General features: G+C 67.6%; 15 protein-coding genes and 3 tRNA genes. 8 read left to right on the top strand and 10 right to left on the bottom strand.

Annotated features, from left to right (window positions below; all coding sequences use genetic code 11):
- Positions 1-7 precede the first annotated feature (7 nt).
- From AAHA49_RS12370 to rarD, 4 genes are all read right to left on the bottom strand, one after another.
- A complete protein-coding gene (locus tag AAHA49_RS12370) occupies positions 8-748 on the bottom strand; it encodes a hypothetical protein (protein ID WP_101623962.1) in 741 nt (246 codons plus the stop codon).
- A complete protein-coding gene (locus AAHA49_RS12365) occupies positions 745-1662 on the bottom strand; it encodes an ABC transporter ATP-binding protein (protein ID WP_144588035.1) in 918 nt (305 codons plus the stop codon). The genes AAHA49_RS12370 and AAHA49_RS12365 overlap by 4 nt, the downstream gene beginning before the upstream one ends.
- Positions 1663-1701: 39 nt before the next feature.
- Complete coding sequence (locus AAHA49_RS12360; RefSeq protein ID WP_101623960.1) at positions 1702-2082, bottom strand: GntR family transcriptional regulator; 381 nt, start codon at positions 2080-2082, stop codon at positions 1702-1704.
- 69 nt (positions 2083-2151) lie between these two features.
- Positions 2152-3075, bottom strand: a complete 924-nt coding sequence (gene rarD / locus AAHA49_RS12355) for an EamA family transporter RarD (protein WP_144588033.1) — start codon at positions 3073-3075, stop codon at positions 2152-2154.
- A 164-nt stretch (positions 3076-3239) separates the two neighbouring features.
- Here rarD and AAHA49_RS12350 point away from each other — a divergent pair, with 164 nt between their 5' ends.
- Positions 3240-4652: an FAD-dependent oxidoreductase gene (locus AAHA49_RS12350; protein WP_131248330.1), complete on the top strand. Its 1413-nt coding sequence runs from the start codon at positions 3240-3242 to the stop codon at positions 4650-4652.
- 11 nt (positions 4653-4663) lie between these two features.
- The gene (locus tag AAHA49_RS12345) at positions 4664-5611 is read left to right on the top strand and encodes a GTP pyrophosphokinase (protein ID WP_193338737.1); all 948 of its coding nucleotides are present in this window, start codon (positions 4664-4666) and stop codon (positions 5609-5611) included.
- A 3-nt stretch (positions 5612-5614) separates the two neighbouring features.
- Here the strand turns inward: AAHA49_RS12345 and AAHA49_RS12340 are convergent, their stop codons facing one another.
- Complete coding sequence (locus AAHA49_RS12340) at positions 5615-6409, bottom strand: alpha/beta fold hydrolase (RefSeq protein ID WP_227007275.1); 795 nt, start codon at positions 6407-6409, stop codon at positions 5615-5617.
- A gap of 45 nt (positions 6410-6454) precedes the next feature.
- Between AAHA49_RS12340 and AAHA49_RS12335 the strand changes: the two genes are divergently transcribed.
- Positions 6455-7063, top strand: a complete 609-nt coding sequence (locus AAHA49_RS12335) for a TetR/AcrR family transcriptional regulator (RefSeq protein ID WP_009379063.1) — start codon at positions 6455-6457, stop codon at positions 7061-7063.
- On the opposite strand, the gene metE is transcribed toward AAHA49_RS12335, so the two are convergent.
- From metE to AAHA49_RS12320, 3 genes are all read right to left on the bottom strand, one after another.
- Complete coding sequence (gene metE, locus AAHA49_RS12330; RefSeq protein WP_342038525.1) at positions 7045-9369, bottom strand: 5-methyltetrahydropteroyltriglutamate--homocysteine S-methyltransferase; 2325 nt, start codon at positions 9367-9369, stop codon at positions 7045-7047. The two genes, AAHA49_RS12335 and metE, sit on opposite strands and share 19 nt — an antisense overlap.
- Positions 9370-9407: 38 nt before the next feature.
- A complete protein-coding gene (locus tag AAHA49_RS12325; protein WP_009379067.1) occupies positions 9408-10490 on the bottom strand; it encodes a methylenetetrahydrofolate reductase in 1083 nt (360 codons plus the stop codon).
- Between the two features lie 212 nt (positions 10491-10702).
- Complete coding sequence (locus AAHA49_RS12320) at positions 10703-11194, bottom strand: YajQ family cyclic di-GMP-binding protein (RefSeq protein WP_101623955.1); 492 nt, start codon at positions 11192-11194, stop codon at positions 10703-10705.
- Positions 11195-11340: 146 nt separating this feature from the next.
- Between AAHA49_RS12320 and AAHA49_RS12315 the strand changes: the two genes are divergently transcribed.
- Together AAHA49_RS12315 and AAHA49_RS12310 are read left to right on the top strand one after the other, a co-directional pair.
- Positions 11341-11422 (top strand) — tRNA-Tyr (locus AAHA49_RS12315).
- 117 nt (positions 11423-11539) lie between these two features.
- The gene (locus tag AAHA49_RS12310) at positions 11540-12064 is read left to right on the top strand and encodes a DnaJ family domain-containing protein (RefSeq protein ID WP_063249204.1); all 525 of its coding nucleotides are present in this window, start codon (positions 11540-11542) and stop codon (positions 12062-12064) included.
- A gap of 28 nt (positions 12065-12092) precedes the next feature.
- Here the strand turns inward: AAHA49_RS12310 and AAHA49_RS12305 are convergent, their stop codons facing one another.
- Positions 12093-13304 carry an amidohydrolase gene (locus AAHA49_RS12305; protein WP_131248329.1) on the bottom strand — a complete coding sequence of 404 codons (1212 nt, stop codon included), beginning with the start codon at positions 13302-13304 and terminating at the stop codon, positions 12093-12095.
- Positions 13301-14473: a hypothetical protein gene (locus tag AAHA49_RS12300; protein WP_095376748.1), complete on the bottom strand. Its 1173-nt coding sequence runs from the start codon at positions 14471-14473 to the stop codon at positions 13301-13303. Before AAHA49_RS12300 ends, AAHA49_RS12305 begins: the two co-directional genes overlap by 4 nt.
- A gap of 190 nt (positions 14474-14663) precedes the next feature.
- Here AAHA49_RS12300 and AAHA49_RS12295 point away from each other — a divergent pair, with 190 nt between their 5' ends.
- From AAHA49_RS12295 to AAHA49_RS12285, 3 genes are all read left to right on the top strand, one after another.
- Positions 14664-15464 carry a glycerophosphodiester phosphodiesterase family protein gene (locus AAHA49_RS12295; RefSeq protein ID WP_131248328.1) on the top strand — a complete coding sequence of 267 codons (801 nt, stop codon included), beginning with the start codon at positions 14664-14666 and terminating at the stop codon, positions 15462-15464.
- A 92-nt stretch (positions 15465-15556) separates the two neighbouring features.
- Positions 15557-15629 (top strand) — tRNA-Thr (locus AAHA49_RS12290).
- 35 nt (positions 15630-15664) lie between these two features.
- A tRNA-Met gene (locus AAHA49_RS12285) sits at positions 15665-15738 on the top strand.
- The last annotated feature ends 597 nt before the right edge of the window (positions 15739-16335 follow it).

The raw sequence follows: 16335 nt of genomic DNA, 5'->3' as shown, positions 1-16335 counted from the left end.
CTGCGCCCTAGATCGTCATCCGGCGAAGGGTGAGGTAGGAGCCGAGAGCGAAGACAGCTCCGCATAGGGCGACCCACATGGTGAGTTCCACGCTGCCGGTCTCGGCGAACCACGCCCACACCTGCAGCCACGCCCGATTGACGGTGATGATGGCGATGATGCCGAGGATGGCGAAGCCGAGGGCGAAGAGGATGAGGGTGAGCGCCATCGTCCCGAAGCGTTTGAAGACGATCGCGAACCAGAATCCCAGGATGAACGCGAGCATCGTGAGGACGAAGAACGACAGCCCCGCAGCCATGGGTCCTTCTTCCCACAGCCACGGCAGGTAAGCGAAGTGGCCGCCCAGTCCGTAGCCGTTCGTCGCCTGCTCGACGAGCCCGAGCAGGACGAAGACGATCGCGATGCCCAGGGCGCTCATCGCGGCGGCGATGAGCGCACCGAGGTAGAACTCACGGCGGGTCAGCGTCATCGCCTGTGAGAAGTAAAAGGTCAGAGTCATCGCCTGGACGCCGACGACGGCGAAGTACCACAGCGGCGCCTGCGAGCCCCCACTGTACATCGTGGCCTCACCTCCGCCGCCGGCGATGATGAGGTGGATGACCAAGGTCAGTGCCCACGCGCCGGCGAGGACGACGAGGGGCACCCAGACGAATGTCTGGGGGTTGACGAACTGGAGGCGGACGGCGTTGATGAGTCTGCTGCCCCGTGAGGACGCGGTGCTCGGTGCGCTGTCGAGGGTGGCGGTCATGGCAATCGGCTCCTGATCTCTTGGTCGAGGGGTGGCTGGACGGCATCCTCGCCGGCGGTACGGCGGACGATGAGCTGCTGCAGCGAGACCGGGGTGAGATCGAGGCCCTCACGGACGATGAACTCCCGATCCTCGGGGCTGAGAGTGCCGAGGACGGTCACCGAGGCCACCCGCCCCAGAGTTTCGCGGTGGATGACCTCACGGCCGACGGTGAGGAAGTCGGCTGCCTCGGCGGGTCCCACGATGGTGAACGCTCGCGCCCGCGCGGTCTCCGTCGGCTCGTCCATGATGATCCGTCCCTGGTCGAGGACGATGACGTTCTCGAGGAGGTCGGCGACTTCGGCGATGAGGTGGCTGGAGAGCACGATGGTGCGCGGAACCTCCGCGTAGTCGGCGATGAGCCGGTCGTAGAAGAGCTGGCGGGCGACGGCGTCGAAGCCGAGGTAGGGCTCGTCGAAGAACGTCACCTCCGCCCTCGAAGCGAGACCGATGATGACTCCGATCGCTGACTGCTGTCCTCGCGAGAGCTTCTTGATCGCGGTCTTCAGCGGCAGCCGGAACTCGTCGACGAGGTCGGCTGCCAGCTCCTCATCCCAGCGGGGGAAGAAGAGGCGTGCAGTCGAGATCGCGTGCCGGGCCGTGGCATCGTCGGGGTAGCGCTGGTTCTCGCGGATGAAGCACATCCGTGAGAGCACACGGGAGTTCTCGCAGGGATCTGCCCCGAAGACGCGTACGGTGCCGCGGGTAGGGAAGTTCTGGGCGGTGAGGATCGACATCAAGGTGGTCTTGCCGGCCCCGTTGCGGCCGAGCAGCCCGGTGATCGTTCCCTCCTCGATCGTCAGGCTCACGTCGTCGAGTGCGGTCGTCGTCCTGTAGGCCTTGGTGAGGTCGGAGACCTCGATGACGGTGCTCATGGTCCTTCCCTTCGGTCGGGGTGGCGAGGTGGGGGCGGTTCAGCCGGTGTGGGGACTGGTCAGCTCACCGGCGCGTTCGACGATGAGCTGGGTGAGGTCGTCGGGACTGAGCCCGAGCGTGGCGGCTTCTGCGATGAGCGGGGCGATGAACCGGTCGGAGAACGCCGCTCGACGTTCGGCGATGAGGATGTCGCGAGCCCCCTCGGTGACGAACATTCCGATCCCTCGTCTCTTCTCGATGACGTTCTTCGCCACGAGGAGGTTGACACCCTTCGCCGCTGTCGCAGGGTTGATGGAGTAGAACGAGGCGAGTTCGTTCGTCGACGGCGCTCGTGAGAGCTCGGGAAGGCTGCCGTTGATGATCGAATCCTCGACCCGTTCGGCGATCTGCGTGAACAGCGGCTTGCCTTCATCCATCACCTGACGCTCCCTGTGAACTGGTTAGTTACTTAACTAACTAACCACGGAAGTGAGGTGCAGGTCAAGGGCTCACTTGGACGTCAGCGGCCTTCGGCTGTGGCGGACCATGTCCGTGCACAGGAGGATGACGGCGATCCAGATGATGAGGAACCCGATCCACCGGGTCGTCGACATCGCCTCGCCGAGGACGGTGACGCCGATGATGAACTGGAGCGTCGGGGCGATGTACTGGAGCATCCCGATCCACGACAGGGGAATCCGCCTGGCGGCAGCGCCGAAGAGGATGAGCGGAATGGCCGTCACCGGTCCAGTCGCGAGGACGATGATGACGTGGAGCGGACCGAACCCGGTGAACGTCTGCGCCCCCTGCGAGCCCAGCCAAGCCAGCCAGGCGAGGCTGGGCACCGCGAGGATCGCGGTCTCGACCGTCATCCCCTCGAGTGCTCCGACCTTCGCTCCGACCTTGTTCTTCACCAGCCCGTAGAACCCGAATGAGAGCGCCACGGAGAACGCGAGGTAGGGGAAGCGGCCGAGCCCGAGGCCGACGACGATGACGGCGACGAGACCGAAGCCCACGGCAGCCCACTGCAGGGGCCGCAGCCGCTCACCCAGGAAGACGACGCCGAGGCCGATCGAGATGAGCGGGTTGAGGTAGTAGCCGAGCGAGATCTCGACGAGGTGGCCGGTGTCGATGCCGTAGATGAACGTCGTCCAGTTGATTGCGATGAGCACGGCCGCCAGGGCGAGCAGCCAGAACGTCCGACCTGACCGCACGACCTGCCAGGTGCGCGCGAAGCCGCGGGCGAATACGAGGAGGATCGTGCAGAACACGAGCGCCCAGATCACGCGGTGCGCGACGAGTTCGAGAGCGCCGGTCGGTGCCGCCGCGGCGAAGAGCAGGGGGAGGAGACCCCAGAGCAGGTAGGCGGACGTTCCGTAGATGAGGCCGAGGCGACGGAACGCGCTCTCGTCAGGGGCGGCAACAGTGTTCACAAGGAGAGTCTAGGGTTCTCCCAGCAAACTGTGGGAGTGGTCTGCCACGCGGGACGCAGAGCGCTCATTGGGACTGACGGGCCGGTGCGAGTTTCGTCACGTCTGTGTTAGGGATACCTACATCGGCGATAGAATTGACCTCGATTGTCTAGAGAGGTGTGAGAATGACCCGTCCTTTCCGTGTGGCTATTGTCGGTGCCGGTCCCGCTGGGATCTATGCGGCTGATCTGTTGACGAAGGCTGAGCGTGATTTCGAGGTCAGCATCGATCTCTTCGAGCGACTCCCAACCCCGTTCGGTCTGGTCCGCTACGGGGTGGCTCCGGATCACCCCAGGATCAAGGGCATCATCAACGCCCTGATCAAGGTCCTCGACCGGGGAGACATCCGGATGTTCTCCAACGTCGACTACGGAGTCGACATCACCCTGGACGAGCTCACCGATCGCTACGACGCCGTGATCTTCTCCACCGGCTGCTTCGTCGATGCCTCGCTGGACATCCCCGGCGTCGACCTCCCCGGTTCCTACGGTGCCGCGGACTTCGTCAACTGGTACGACGCGCACCCCGATGTGAGCCAGGACTGGCCGCTTGAGGCTGAGCAGGTTGCGGTCATCGGCAACGGCAACGTCGCACTCGACGTCGCGCGCGTGCTTGCCAAGCAGGCCGATGACATGCAGGTCACGGAGATCCCCGATCATGTGTATGAGGGTCTGAAGTCCTCGAAGGTCACCGACGTCCATGTCTTCGGGCGCAGGGGCCCCGCGCAGGCGAAGTTCACCCCGCTCGAGCTGCGGGAGCTGGGCCATGTCGCCGACGTCGATGTCATCGTCTACCCGGAGGACTTCGAGTTCGATGAGGGGTCGATGGAGGCGATCGAGTCATCGAATCAGGTCAAGCAGGTGGCGAAGACGCTGACCGATTTCACGATGCGCGAACCCACCGGAGCCAAGCGTCGGCTGCATCTGCACTTCCTCCATGCCCCCGCGGAGATCCTCGGCGATGGGAAGGTCGAAGGTCTGCGCACGGAGCGTCAGGAGCTCGACGGGACGGGCAACGTCCGCGGCACGGGCGAGTTCGTGGACTGGCCGGTACAGGCGGTCTACCGCGCCGTCGGCTATGCCGGCTCCGCACTGCCGCAGCTGCCCTTCGATCCGCGCCGCGGGGTGATCCCGAACCATGAGGGTCGCGTCGTCGACGCCGTGGATCAGAGTGAGGCGGCCGAGTCCGATGTCGTCGCCGGCGTCTACAGCACCGGGTGGATCAAGCGGGGCCCGGTCGGCCTGATCGGTCACACGAAGGGTGATGCCCTCGAGACGATCACTCACATCCTCGCCGACCGCGCCGCCGGTGTACTGGCCGAGCCGGTCGCTCCCGCCGAGGACTCGATCGTCGAACTGCTGGAGTCCAAGGGCGTCGAGTTCGTCGACTGGCAGGGCTACCACCGCCTCGATGCCGCCGAACGGGCCGCCGGAGCGCTCGAGGGCCGTGAACGGGTGAAGATCGCCACCCGTGAGGGGATGCTCGCCGCCGCCCGCGACCACGCCGCAACCGCCTCGGCGCCGGTCTCCGGTCACTGAACCCTGCCAGCATGACCGCCGATTCCGACCTCCGTCGACACGTCGATGCCGCCTACGCCCAGCGGTACGACGTGTGGGAGGCGACGGCGACGCGGATCAAGGCCTGGCTCAAGGAGCAGCAGCGGGGCCTGCTCAAGGACAAGGACATCTCCCGCCTCGACGTCGACGGTCACCGGATCAAGGATCCGGCACGGACCCTGGCCAAGCTCGCTGAGAAGGTCGCCGCCGAACCGGACATCACGGTCACCTCGGCGGAAGACGTCGAGGACCAGATCAGGGACATCGTCGGCGTCAAGGTCCTCTGCAAATCCCCGCGTGATCAGAAGATGATGTTCGACTCCCTGCGGGACCCTGAGCAGCTGGGGTCGTTCGTCCTCATCGAGGAGAAGAACTACGTCGACCGGCCCAAGCCCAGCGGCTACCGGGCCTGCCATGTCACGCTGCGCATCCCCGGCGATCACGGCGAGCCGGTTTTCGCCGAGATCCAGGTGAAGACCCGACTCCAGGACGCGTGGGGCGAGCTCACGCATGAGGACATGTACAAGCCCGGCGCGGCGATGAAGCCCAGTGAGCTCCACGGCGAGTTCGCCCGCGCGATGGCGAATATGCTCGCCACCGTCGACGAGATGGCTGACACCCTGGCCGTTGAACTCTCGGCCCTGACGAATCCCGAACCGGAGCCGGACCTCATCGCCGCAGTCGTCGAGCGTGCGGCCATCGATGTCCGCGTCCGCGCGACCGGACCGAAGTACGCCCTCGCCGTCGATGCCGCCGGCCGCCAGGGACTCATCCCCGCGTTCGCCGTCCGGGAGCTCAGCGGTGAGAAGGGCACGATTAAGGTCAGCGACTTCGTCGCCGTCGACGATCGCCTCCGCGCCACCGTCGAAGAGGACTCCAAGGGCCTCTACTACATCCCCATCGCCCTCGCCGGGGACACGGGAGAATCCCAGGCCGGCTGAGGCTCAGGCGAGCCGGTCGACGAGGGCTGCGAGCCCGTCCGGGTTCTCGAGATGGGCCATGTGCCCCTGACTGGGCAGGGCATGGACTCGAGAACGCGGCGTGCGGGCGAGCACATCGTTCACCGTCGTCCCGTAGGGTGCCTCGCCGAGGTTGTCCCCGCCGACGATGACATCGATCCTCTCGGCCCGCTGGGCGAATTCCTCCGGCACTGGGGCGGTGCCGATTGCGAGGACTTCGGGGTAGAGGGGGCGAGCAAGGGTGCGGAGTCTCTCCCATGCGCGAGGATCAGCGCGCAGCCGGGCGATGTGCTCATCGTCGAATCCCGAGATGTCGCGGTTGACGATCTCGACGGATGCATCCCAGTCGGCGGCAGCGTGGGCGCGCTCGAGCGACGGCAGGGCAGGGGCACCGAACGGCGCCATCACGGGCTCGTAGGCGATGAGGTGGTCGAGGCTGCGCTCGTTCGCGCTGTGGAGGGCGACGAGTCCGCCGAAGCTCCACGCGAAGACCTGCCGGGCCCCGAACTCATCGAGGACCGCGTGGAGGTCGGCCACCTCGGCGCCGATCGAATGCGGCGCGGGCAGAGGCGTCGACGGCGGCCGCCCGCGACGATTGATCACCGCGACGATCGGCCACGACCGCAGCGCCGCGGCGAACCTCCGCCACGCATGGGAATCGCTCATCACCCCGGGGAGCATGACGAGCGTCCCCGCCGACGCCCGTGTGTGGGGCCGATCGGCGTAGACGTCGACGACGATGCGTCCGCCGTCAGGCAGCCGCATCTCTTTCTGAATCATCTGCTCCATAAATTGATTATGAAGCATCTGCTCTAGAATTCAAGGATGATCCGCGGACGGCCCCCCGAATTCGATCGAGAGCACGCACTGCTCGAGGCTGCTCGCCTGTTCTGGCGGCGCGGCTACAGCGGAACGTCGACGCGCGCCCTGACCGCGGCGATCGGGATCTCAAGCTCGAGCCTCTACTCGGCGTTCGGCAGCAAGGCGGGTCTCTTCGCCGAGGCGGTGGAGGTCTACGCGGACCGGTACGCCGAGATCTACCGCAGCGCCGTCGCTGCCGATTCCATCGGCGAGGTCGTCGACGAGCTGCTGCGCGAGTCGGTCATCGAATTCACCCAGGACCCCGCGGAGCATCCGGGGTGCATGGTCACCAGTGCGATCATGACGGATTCGGCCGAGACCATCGAGGCTGCCGGACACATCGCCGCCATGCAGGAAGAGGGCGCGCGTCTGCTCGAAGAGCGATTCGCCCGGGGGCTGGCTGCCGGAGAGCTCGTCGCCGGCTCCTCCCCGACAGCGCTGGCCGACGCCGTCCAAGCCGTCTGGCACGGTCTCTCAGCCCAGTCGAACCAGGGAGTGGGCCGCGACCGGCTGCTGGCAGCTGCCGGAATCGCGACCCACGCCCTGAAACAGACCTACACGGCAGTCGGCTGAGCCGCACCGATCCTCGCCAGCGCCGCATCCCGGGCGGTGACGAGGTTCGCCAGGGCCGCCTCGACCTCGGCGTAGCCACGGGTCTTCAGCCCGCAGTCGGGATTGATCCACAGGCGGCTCGCATCGACGCTCTGCAGGGCCGAGTCGACGAGTTCGGTGAGCTCCGCGACGCTCGGCACCCGCGGCGAGTGGATGTCATAGACGCCCGGACCGATGCCGCGGTCGAAGTCCGCCTCGGAGATGTCGGCGAGCACCTCCATCCGGGACCGTGCCGCCTCGATGCTCGTGACGTCGGCGTCGAGGGCGTCGATCGCCTCGATGATCTCTCCGAACTCCGAATAGCACAGGTGCGTGTGGATCTGCGTCGCCAGTGCCGCATTCGCCGCGACGAGGCGGAACGCCCGCACGGACCAGTCGAGGTAGGCGGGCCGGTCGACGCGGCGCAGCGGGAGGAGCTCGCGCAGCGCGGGTTCGTCGATCTGGATGATCCCGATGCCCGCCTCCTCGAGGTCGGCGACCTCGTCGGCGAGTGCCAGGGCGATCTGATCGGCGGACTCGGCGAGGCTGATGTCCTCCCGGGCGAACGACCACGCGAGGATCGTCACCGGGCCGGTGAGCATGCCCTTGACCGGGAGTTCGGTGCGCGAGGCGGCATACGTCGACCAGCCGACGGTGATCGGGGTGGGACGCGAGACGTCGCCGTAGAGGATCGGCGGCCGGACGCACCGGGATCCGTACGACTGGACCCAGCCGTTCTCCGTCGTCGCGAAGCCGTCGAGGTGCTCGGCGAAGTACTGGACCATGTCGTTGCGCTCGGGTTCGCCGTGGACGACGACATCGAGGCCGATGCCCTCCTGGAGGGCGACGACGCGGTCGATCTCGGCGCGCATGATCGCCTCGTACCCGGCGTCGTCGATCCGTCCGGCACGATGGTCGGCGCGGGCACGCCGGACCTCACGCGTCTGCGGGAACGACCCGATCGTCGTCGTCGGCAGCACCGGCAGGTCGAGGCTCGCCTGCGCGGCGAGCCGGTCGGCGTACGCGCCGCGCCTGCCATCATGGTCGCGCAGCGCCGCGGTGCGGTCTGCCACCGCAGGGTTGTGCACCGTCGTCGATTCGGCCCTCGTGCGCTGCGCCCGGTCGGCGCGGGCGAACGCACTCTCACGGCTCTGCCTTCCCTCGGACAGCGCCGCGGCCAGCGCCTCGACCTCGGTGACCTTCTCCTCGGCGAATGAGAGCCAGGTCGCGACATCGACCGGAAGCGCGGGTTCGTCGGCGACGGTATGGGGGACATGGAGCAGCGACGTCGACGTCGACACGCTCACCTCGGGCTGCGGCAGCGACCGCAGGGTCTCCAGGCTCGCCGTGAGGTCGTTCGCCCACACGTTGCGGCCGTCGACGATGCCGGCGACGAGGCGCACGGACGACGGCACCGCCTCGGCGAGGCGATCGACGTACCCGGGATCGAGCGTTCGGACGGCCGGGGAGAGGTCGACGCCGAGCGCCCCGATCCCGGAGTCCGCCAGCGCGGGCAGGCCCGCCCGCAGCGATCCGTACGGGGCGGTGACGAGGAGCCGGGAGTGGGGGAGGGCCGAGGTCAGCGTCGCATAGGTCCGGGCGGCCGCCTCGGCGAGCTCTTCATCGGAGTACTCCCCGGAGTCGGTGACGAGGGCGGGTTCGTCGAGCTGGATCCACTCGACGCCGGCGGCGGAGAGGATGCTGAGGACGTCGAGGTAGACCGCGGTGAGCTCGTCGAGGCGCTCGAGCGGCGAGGTCGCCGTCCCGGGCGCCGTCTTCGCCAGGGTGAGGAGGGTGAGAGGGCCGACGAGGACGGGCCGGACGCGATGCCCGGCGGTCCGCGCCTCGGAGACGAGGGTGAGCAGGTGCTGGGGGTGGGCCTTGAACGTCGTCGCGTCCTCGAGCTCGGGCACGAGGTAGTGGTAGTTCGTGTCGAACCACTTCGTCATCTCCAGCGGGGAGCGGTCGGCCGTGCCACGGGCCAGGGCGAAGTACTCACCGAGGTCGAAGTCCGTGCCCGTCGTCGCCGAGGGGATGAGCCCGACGGTGAGCGCGGTGTCGAGGACGTGGTCGTAGTGGCTGTGGGTCGCGGGGATCGCGTAGTCCTCGGTGAGGCCGAGTTCGCGCAGCCGGTGGTAGGTCTGCACCCGCAGGGAGCGGGTCGTCTGTGCGAACTCGCCGGTGTCGATGCGCCCGGCCCAGAGGGATTCGAGTGCGGTCTTGAGTTCGCGGCGGCGTCCGATGCGCGGGTAGCCGGTGATCGTGGCGGCAGGGAACGGGGTGGTCATGTCTCTCCTTCGGTGGTGGTGACGTGGTTGTGCGGCGGTCAGGACGGTTGCGGGGCGGACGCGGGCACCGGGGCGGGTGCCGAGTCGAGGCGGATGCCCAGGCGGTCGAGCATCTCGAGGAGGTCGAGCGTGGTCGCCTGGTCGTTGAACGTGTAGATGTGGAGTCCGTCGGCGCCGCCGGCGAGGATCGCGGCGATGTGCTCGGCGGTCATCTCGAGGCCGATGCGGCGAGCGGTCGCGGGATCCGCCGCGCCGTCGAAGCGGCGGAGCAGGTCATCGGGCACGGCCAGACCGGAGAGGCGGCTCATCGTGTGCAGTCGTCGCGGATCGGTGACGGGGAGGACGCCGGGGATGAGGGGGATCGTGATCCCCGCGAGTTCCGCCCGGCGCCGCAGGTCCGCGTACGCGCGCGGGTCGAAGAAGAGCTGGGTGATGGCGAAATCTGCGCCGAGGCGCTGCTTGGCCGCGAGCACGTCGAGGTCCTCGTCGGAACCGGAGGATTCGGGATGCCCGGACGGGTACGCGGCGACCCCGATCCCGAGCCGTCCCGCAGCGAGCCGGGCGGTGTTCGCGGATTCGATCTCGCGCAGCAGGTGGACGAGGGCGTCGGCGTGGGGGAGATGGCCGTCGGGCACCGCGGTCGCACCGTCGGGGAAGTCCCCGCGGATCGCGAGGAATCCGCGCACCCCGACGCCGAGGAGGTGGTGGATCCACGTGGTCAGCTCGGCGCGGGTGCCCGCGGTGCAGGCGAGATGGGCGAGCGGGCGCAGGTGCGTGGTGGCGGTGACGAGGCGGATGAAGTCGGCGGTGCCGTGCAGCCAGCCGCTCTTCGCCGAGCTCGTCACCGCGAGATAGTCGGGTGCGAGGGTGTCGAGTTCGGCGAGCAGCGCGGGCAGGGTCGCCGCCTGGGCCTGTGAGCGGGGTGGGATGACTTCGAAGGAGAGCGCGAGCCGGCGCGGGCGCTCGGCGTCGAGGTCGGTCTCGAGGGCGTTCTCCGGCGCCGAGGCGGATGTGCGCAGCCGTGGCCTGCCGGTGAGGGAGGGACCGATCGGGGGTCGCTGGGCGACGTCCCGGAAGGTCGAATCGAGTGTGGGGTCGGCGTGGGTGAGTGTCGTTGACATGCCGTCATCGTGCCAAGCCCCTCGCCGAGGCGGTGGGGAAGCCGATGATCGGTGTCACGGTCCGACACACACCGGTCGCAGTCGGTCGCGGAAGGTCACGGGACGACGGATTCCGTCATCTGCCGCGTCGACCGATGTGGGCCGGATATACGGCAGCGCCCGGCTCGACGAGGGCGAGCCGGGCGCTGTGGGGTGTCGGTGGTGTCGGTGGTTCAGCGGTAGTTGGTGAATTGGAGGTCGACGTCGAGGTCCTTGCCCTTGAGGAGGGCGATGACCTCCTGGAGGTCGTCGCGCTTCTTCGAGCTCACGCGCAGTTCGTCCCCCTGGATCTGGGCCTTGACGCCCTTGGGGCCCTCGTCGCGAATGATCTTCGAGATCTTCTTCGCCTCGTCCTTGTCGATGCCCTCCTTGAGGGAGGCGTCGATGCGGTACTCCTTGCCCGAGGGGTAGGGGTCGCCGTCGTCGAGGGACTTGAGCGAGATGCCGCGCTTGACGAGCTTGGACTGGAAGACGTCGAGGATCGCCTTGACGCGGTCCTCGCTGTTGGCCTTCATGAGCACGGCTTCACCGCTCCACGCGATCGAGGCGTCGGTGCCGCGGAAGTCGTAGCGGGAGCCGACCTCCTTCGCAGCCTGGTTGAGGGCGTTGTCGGCCTCCTGTCGATCGACCTTGCTGACGATATCGAATGACGATTCGCTGGCCATGGGCGCTCCTTTGTCATAGATTGCGATGCCGGTCTGTTCAGCGCAGAAGTCTAGTCGAGTGATCCCGCTGTGACCTGCGTCAACCGAGTTGGCAATCGCGTCACGGGCCTAGTATTCTTCTTGAGTGCTCTTCGAGCTCGCACTGCGGCAGATTGCCCGAGCGGCCAAAGGGAGCTGACTGTAAATCAGCCGGCATTGCCTTCGCAGGTTCGAATCCTGCATCTGCCACGCAGAACCACAGGGCCCGACGCACAGCGGAAACGCTGAGCGTCGGGCCCTGTGACGTTGTCACACCGCTGTGCAGCCCCTACCGTGGAAGGACGACCGTCTGCGGGGGGAGGGACCATGGAGAAGAAGGAACCGCCTCGGCGGATCAACTCACTCTCCGATCGCACCGAGATCGTCGAATCCGCCCTCGACCGCGCGATCAAGCGCGGCGACTTCGACGACCTGCCCGGCATGGGCAAGCCGCTGCGCGGCCTCCACAACTCCGAGGATCCCGACTGGTGGATCAAGCAGAAGCTCGATTCCGAGGACATCAGCGGTGTCGCTCCGGCAGCCTTCCAACTGCGCAAGGAGAACGCCGTCCTCGAGGACACGCTCGATGAGTTCGCTCGCGAATCTGATGTCCGCGCCTACCTCGCCGGGTTCAACGCCCGCGTCCGGGAGGCGATCATGGACCTGCGCGGCGGCCCTCCCGTGTTCACCCCTCCCCGTGACATCGACGCCGAGGTGATCGCCTGGCGTGCGCGCCGCGTCGCCGCCCGTGAGGCAGCGGAAGGAGCCGGTGAGCAACCCGGTGATGCGACGCCGGCACCCGACTCTGCCGCCAAGCCGCGGTGGTGGCACCGCTGGCGTCGACGGCGCTGACGCCGGTCTCGGGGAGGGGCGCCCGAGGTCAGGAGCGAGCAGCGGCGACGAGTCGCCGGGCCGCGAGATGGGCGAGCACGACGGCCTGCTCGGCGAGGACGGAGTCGTCGAAGACGACGAACGGCGAATGGTTGTCGCCCTGCCGCTCCTCGGGCACGTCGCTCCGCTTCGCCCCGATCATCATGTACGTGCCCGGCACCTGGTCGAGGACGAAGGAGAAGTCCTCGCTCGGCATGATCGGATGCGCGAGCACCTCGACCCGTTCGGGCCCAAGCAGGTCCCGCAGCTCGTCGAGCACCCACGCGGTCTCAGCGTCGTCATTGACCGTCACCGGGTACTGGACCTCGAACTCCACCTCGGCGGTGCATCCATGGGCTGCGGCGATGCCTTCGGCAAGCTGCCGCGACCGATCCCGCACGGTGGCCAGGGACTCCTCGGACAGGGTGCGCACGGTCGCCCCGAGCGACGCCTCGGCGGGGATGACGTTGACGGCCTCGCCGGCACTCAGCTGGGTCACGCTCAACGCGATCGGGTCGAAGACGTCGATCCGGCGACTGACCATGGTCTGCAGGGCGGTGACGATCTCAGCGAGGGCGGGCACCGGATCGACCGCGCTCGTCGGCTGTGACCCATGTCCGCCGCGCCCGCGGACGGTGATGCGCAGGACGTTCGACCCGGCCTGCAGGGTTCCTGGCCTCGTCGAGACGATCCCGCGCTCGCCGACGTGGACGTGGACTCCGAACGCGGCGACGGCCCGGGATCCGGCGGCGTCGAGGACGCCCTCGTCGATCATCACCGAGGCCCCGTTGTACCCCTCCTCGCCTGGCTGGAACATGAAGACGACGTCGCCGGCCAGCTCTGCCCGTCGGGCCGCGAGCAGTCGCATCGCCCCGACGAGGCCGGCGGTGTGGAGGTCGTGCCCGCACGCGTGCATGTTCCCGTTCGTCGCCGCGAACGGCTCGTCGGTGGCCTCGGCGACGGGCAGGGCATCCATGTCACCGCGGAGCAGGACCGCGGGCGCCTGCGCCGGACGCTCGGGGTGGGAGCCGCGCAGCACCGCGACCACCGAGGTGGTGCCCTCACCCGTCGTCACCTCGACGTCGAGACCGGCGATCGCGTCGAGCACAGCCGCCTGGGTGCGGGGCAGGTCGAGGCCGACCTCGGGGTGGGCATGGAGGTCGCGGCGCAGGGTCTGGAGGTCGGGGAGGAGGTCGGCCGCCTCGGCGAGGAGATCGCTCACAGCAGGGAGACGAGGATGCTGGCGATGACGACGGAGCCGGCGCTCACCGAGGTGAATCCGCCGACGAGCATCGGCGGGAGCATGACGTTGAGGAGGGCTTCCTTCTCGTCGTCGTCACGGGCGATCGACCGGGCGACCTCGTTGGTGAGCAGGTAGTCGGCGGGGAAGCCGTACATCGCGGTCAGGGCCACCGACATGCCCAGCGGGGCCTTCCATCGGAGCAGCTTCGTGGCGATGAATCCGCCGATGACGATGCCCGCGCCGCCGACGATGAGGATCGCGATCGTCGGGAGGAACGCGCGGATGACGTCGTCGACGGAGGCGGCGACGAGTGGGGCCATGACGATCGCGATGACACCGGCCATGGCGATGCCGAAGGAATTCGAGCGCTCCATCGCCTTGTCGGGGGAGAGCCCGATCGCGGTGGCGAGGATGCCGAGGATGAGCGCGAGGATCGAGGACGGGATGTGGGTGGGGATTGCGAGCAGGGTCGCGACCGTACCGCCGACGAGGACGAGGAAGAGCATGAAGAGCTGATTGTCGACGAGGTAGCCCGGCAGGGTGACGAGCTTCTTCTTCGTCGCCGCCTGAGCCTCCTCCTCGTGGTGGGCGAGGGCGAGTTCGTGGAGTTCGCCGCTGTCGCGCAGCTTCGTCGCGTACCGGCGCAGGAGGAAGTTTGTCAGCGGCATCGACGGCAGCGACTGGAGCATGAGGACGAGGGCGGGGAGGACGATGATCGACGAGGCGGCGCCCGCCGCGGTCAGTCCCTCGGTGGTGAGGCTGGTGGCGACGATGCCGCCGGCGAGCGGTCCCGAACCGGCGACGAAGGTCTCGAACCCGAAGAGCGGAGCGACAACGGCGAGGATGAGGAGGACGGCGACGAGCATGCCGGAGACCGCGATGATCACCGAGCGCCACTGCTTGAGCATGATCCGCAGCGGGATGAGCGTGCCCATGTGGAAGAGCAGCGGGGCGACGAGGATCGTGTAGATCTGGACGAGCATCGAGTCGTCGACGACGGACTCCGGGACGATGCCGAGCTTCGCGAAGATGAAGACGCCGAGCATCGCGACGAGGAGGCTCGGGATGCGCGCCTTCGACCAGATGGAGACCAACTCGCCGAGAGCGATGAAGGCGAGAAGGATGGTGGCGGCGAAGATAGCCTCCATGACGGACCTTTCGACAGGCTGCGATGGAACGAGTCGCCGGCGACAGCAGGGCGTGTGAAGCAACTCACTGCACCGTAGGCTACTCCGCCGTTTCGCCCCATCAGACGTAGTCGTCCACGATGCGAGACCTGCGAAGGGTGCGCCTGAGGGGCTGGGCGGATTCGTCCGGACAGGGAATTAGGGTGGAGGCATGAGCTTTCTCCAGTTCCTGCGCGCGCGGGGCATCGCCGAGCGTCCCGGGTCGGGAACCCGGCCGCTCGTCATCGCCCACCGCGGCTATTCGGCAGTGGCCCCTGAGAACAGCCTCGCGGCCGTCGATGCCGCGCGAGCGCTCGGCGTCGACTTCATCGAGGTCGACGCGTCGACGAGTGCCGACGGGGTGCCGGTGATCATCCATGACCCCGACCTCGACCGGACGACGAACCGCAAGGGCCCCGTCGTCAGCCTCACCGCCGAGGAGCTCTCCTTCGTCGATGCGGGTTCGTGGATGGGGCCCGGGTTCACCGGTGTGCGGGTGCCGACTCTGGCCGCGGTCATGCGCGACATCCAGCATCGCGGGGGCGAGCTCCTCCTCGAGCTCAAGGGGGAGTGGTCGCCGGGCGCCGTCGCGCGGATCTCCGAACTCGTCGTCGAGACCGGAACGGCCGATCGCATGGTCGTCCAGGCCTTCAACACCGACACGCTCGCCACCTGCCGGGACCTGCTGCCCATGGTCACCCGGTTCCTGTTGCGGATGGTGCCCCGGCCGGAGGACATCGCCACGGCGCGCAACCTCGGCGCGGTGGCGATCAACCCGTCGTACCGGGGATTCTCGCTGCGGAAGTCCGTCGTCGCCGAGATCAGGGACAACGGCCTCGGCGTGTTCGTATGGACGGTCGATGAGATGAACGAATGGCGTGAACTCCTCGACGCCCAGGTCGACGGCATCATCACAAACCATCCGGGACGGCTCCAGGGCTTCCTCGCCGGGCGCTTCGACCCGGTGAAGTAGGCCGGTGGCGACGGCGGACGACGGTCTGTGAGTGAGGTCACCGGGAGCGGATTTGCCCCGGTCGCGCTCAGCCGTGTAAATTCTTACCTGTTGCCCCGATAGCTCAGTCGGCAGAGCATCTCCATGGTAAGGAGAAGGTCAAGGGTTCGATTCCCTTTCGGGGCTCTCGTGCCGCGTGAAAACGCGACGCATGCGATCGAGGCGCGGTAGCTCAGCTGGTTAGAGCGCACGACTCATAATCGTGAGGTCGGGAGATCGAGCCTCCCCCGCGCTACTCGATAGGCCCCTCACCTGGTGTTCCATCAGGGAGGGGCCTTTTTCGTGCGCGTGTCACGGGTTATAGNTGCTCCGGCCCGACCAAGGACCACCCCGTCCCGGCCTGATGAGACCTCTCGAAGAGGAACCAGTCCACCCCACGCCGGGCATGCCCCTCACTCAACCCGCGGTGTGCCCGCAGCAGTCCTTTGATGCCCGCATTGATCCCGCCTTCTAACGCGTTCGTCGTCCGCGCGAGCTCGATACCCTCGTCAGCGGCATCCAACCAGGTGAACAAGTGTCCTTTCGCGATGATCCGTGAGAGGAAGAAATACGCTCGACGGGTCCGCAGATGCGTGTACCACCACGACTGTCCACGACGGACATGCGCCGGCCTCGCACCAGCGTCTTTGGCCCTGGTGCGGTGTTTGAGGAACCTTGACCACTTCGCCTCCCACGACGCGAACGCCGCCAACCACGCTGCTGCTTGATCGCGGGAGTCAACCCGCGGCAGCGCCTGGTACAGGCGCAACAGTTCCTGGTTGGCCGGCAAGCTCGGATTCCGGGTCAGGTGCCGGTGTCCGGCCTGCCGGATATGGAAGAAACACCGTTGGAT

Origin of the sequence: Brevibacterium ammoniilyticum (genome assembly GCF_038429965.1) — a bacterium.
Taxonomy (GTDB): Bacteria; Actinomycetota; Actinomycetes; order Actinomycetales; family Brevibacteriaceae; genus Brevibacterium; species Brevibacterium ammoniilyticum.
This window is presented reverse-complemented; position numbering and strand designations above follow the sequence as displayed.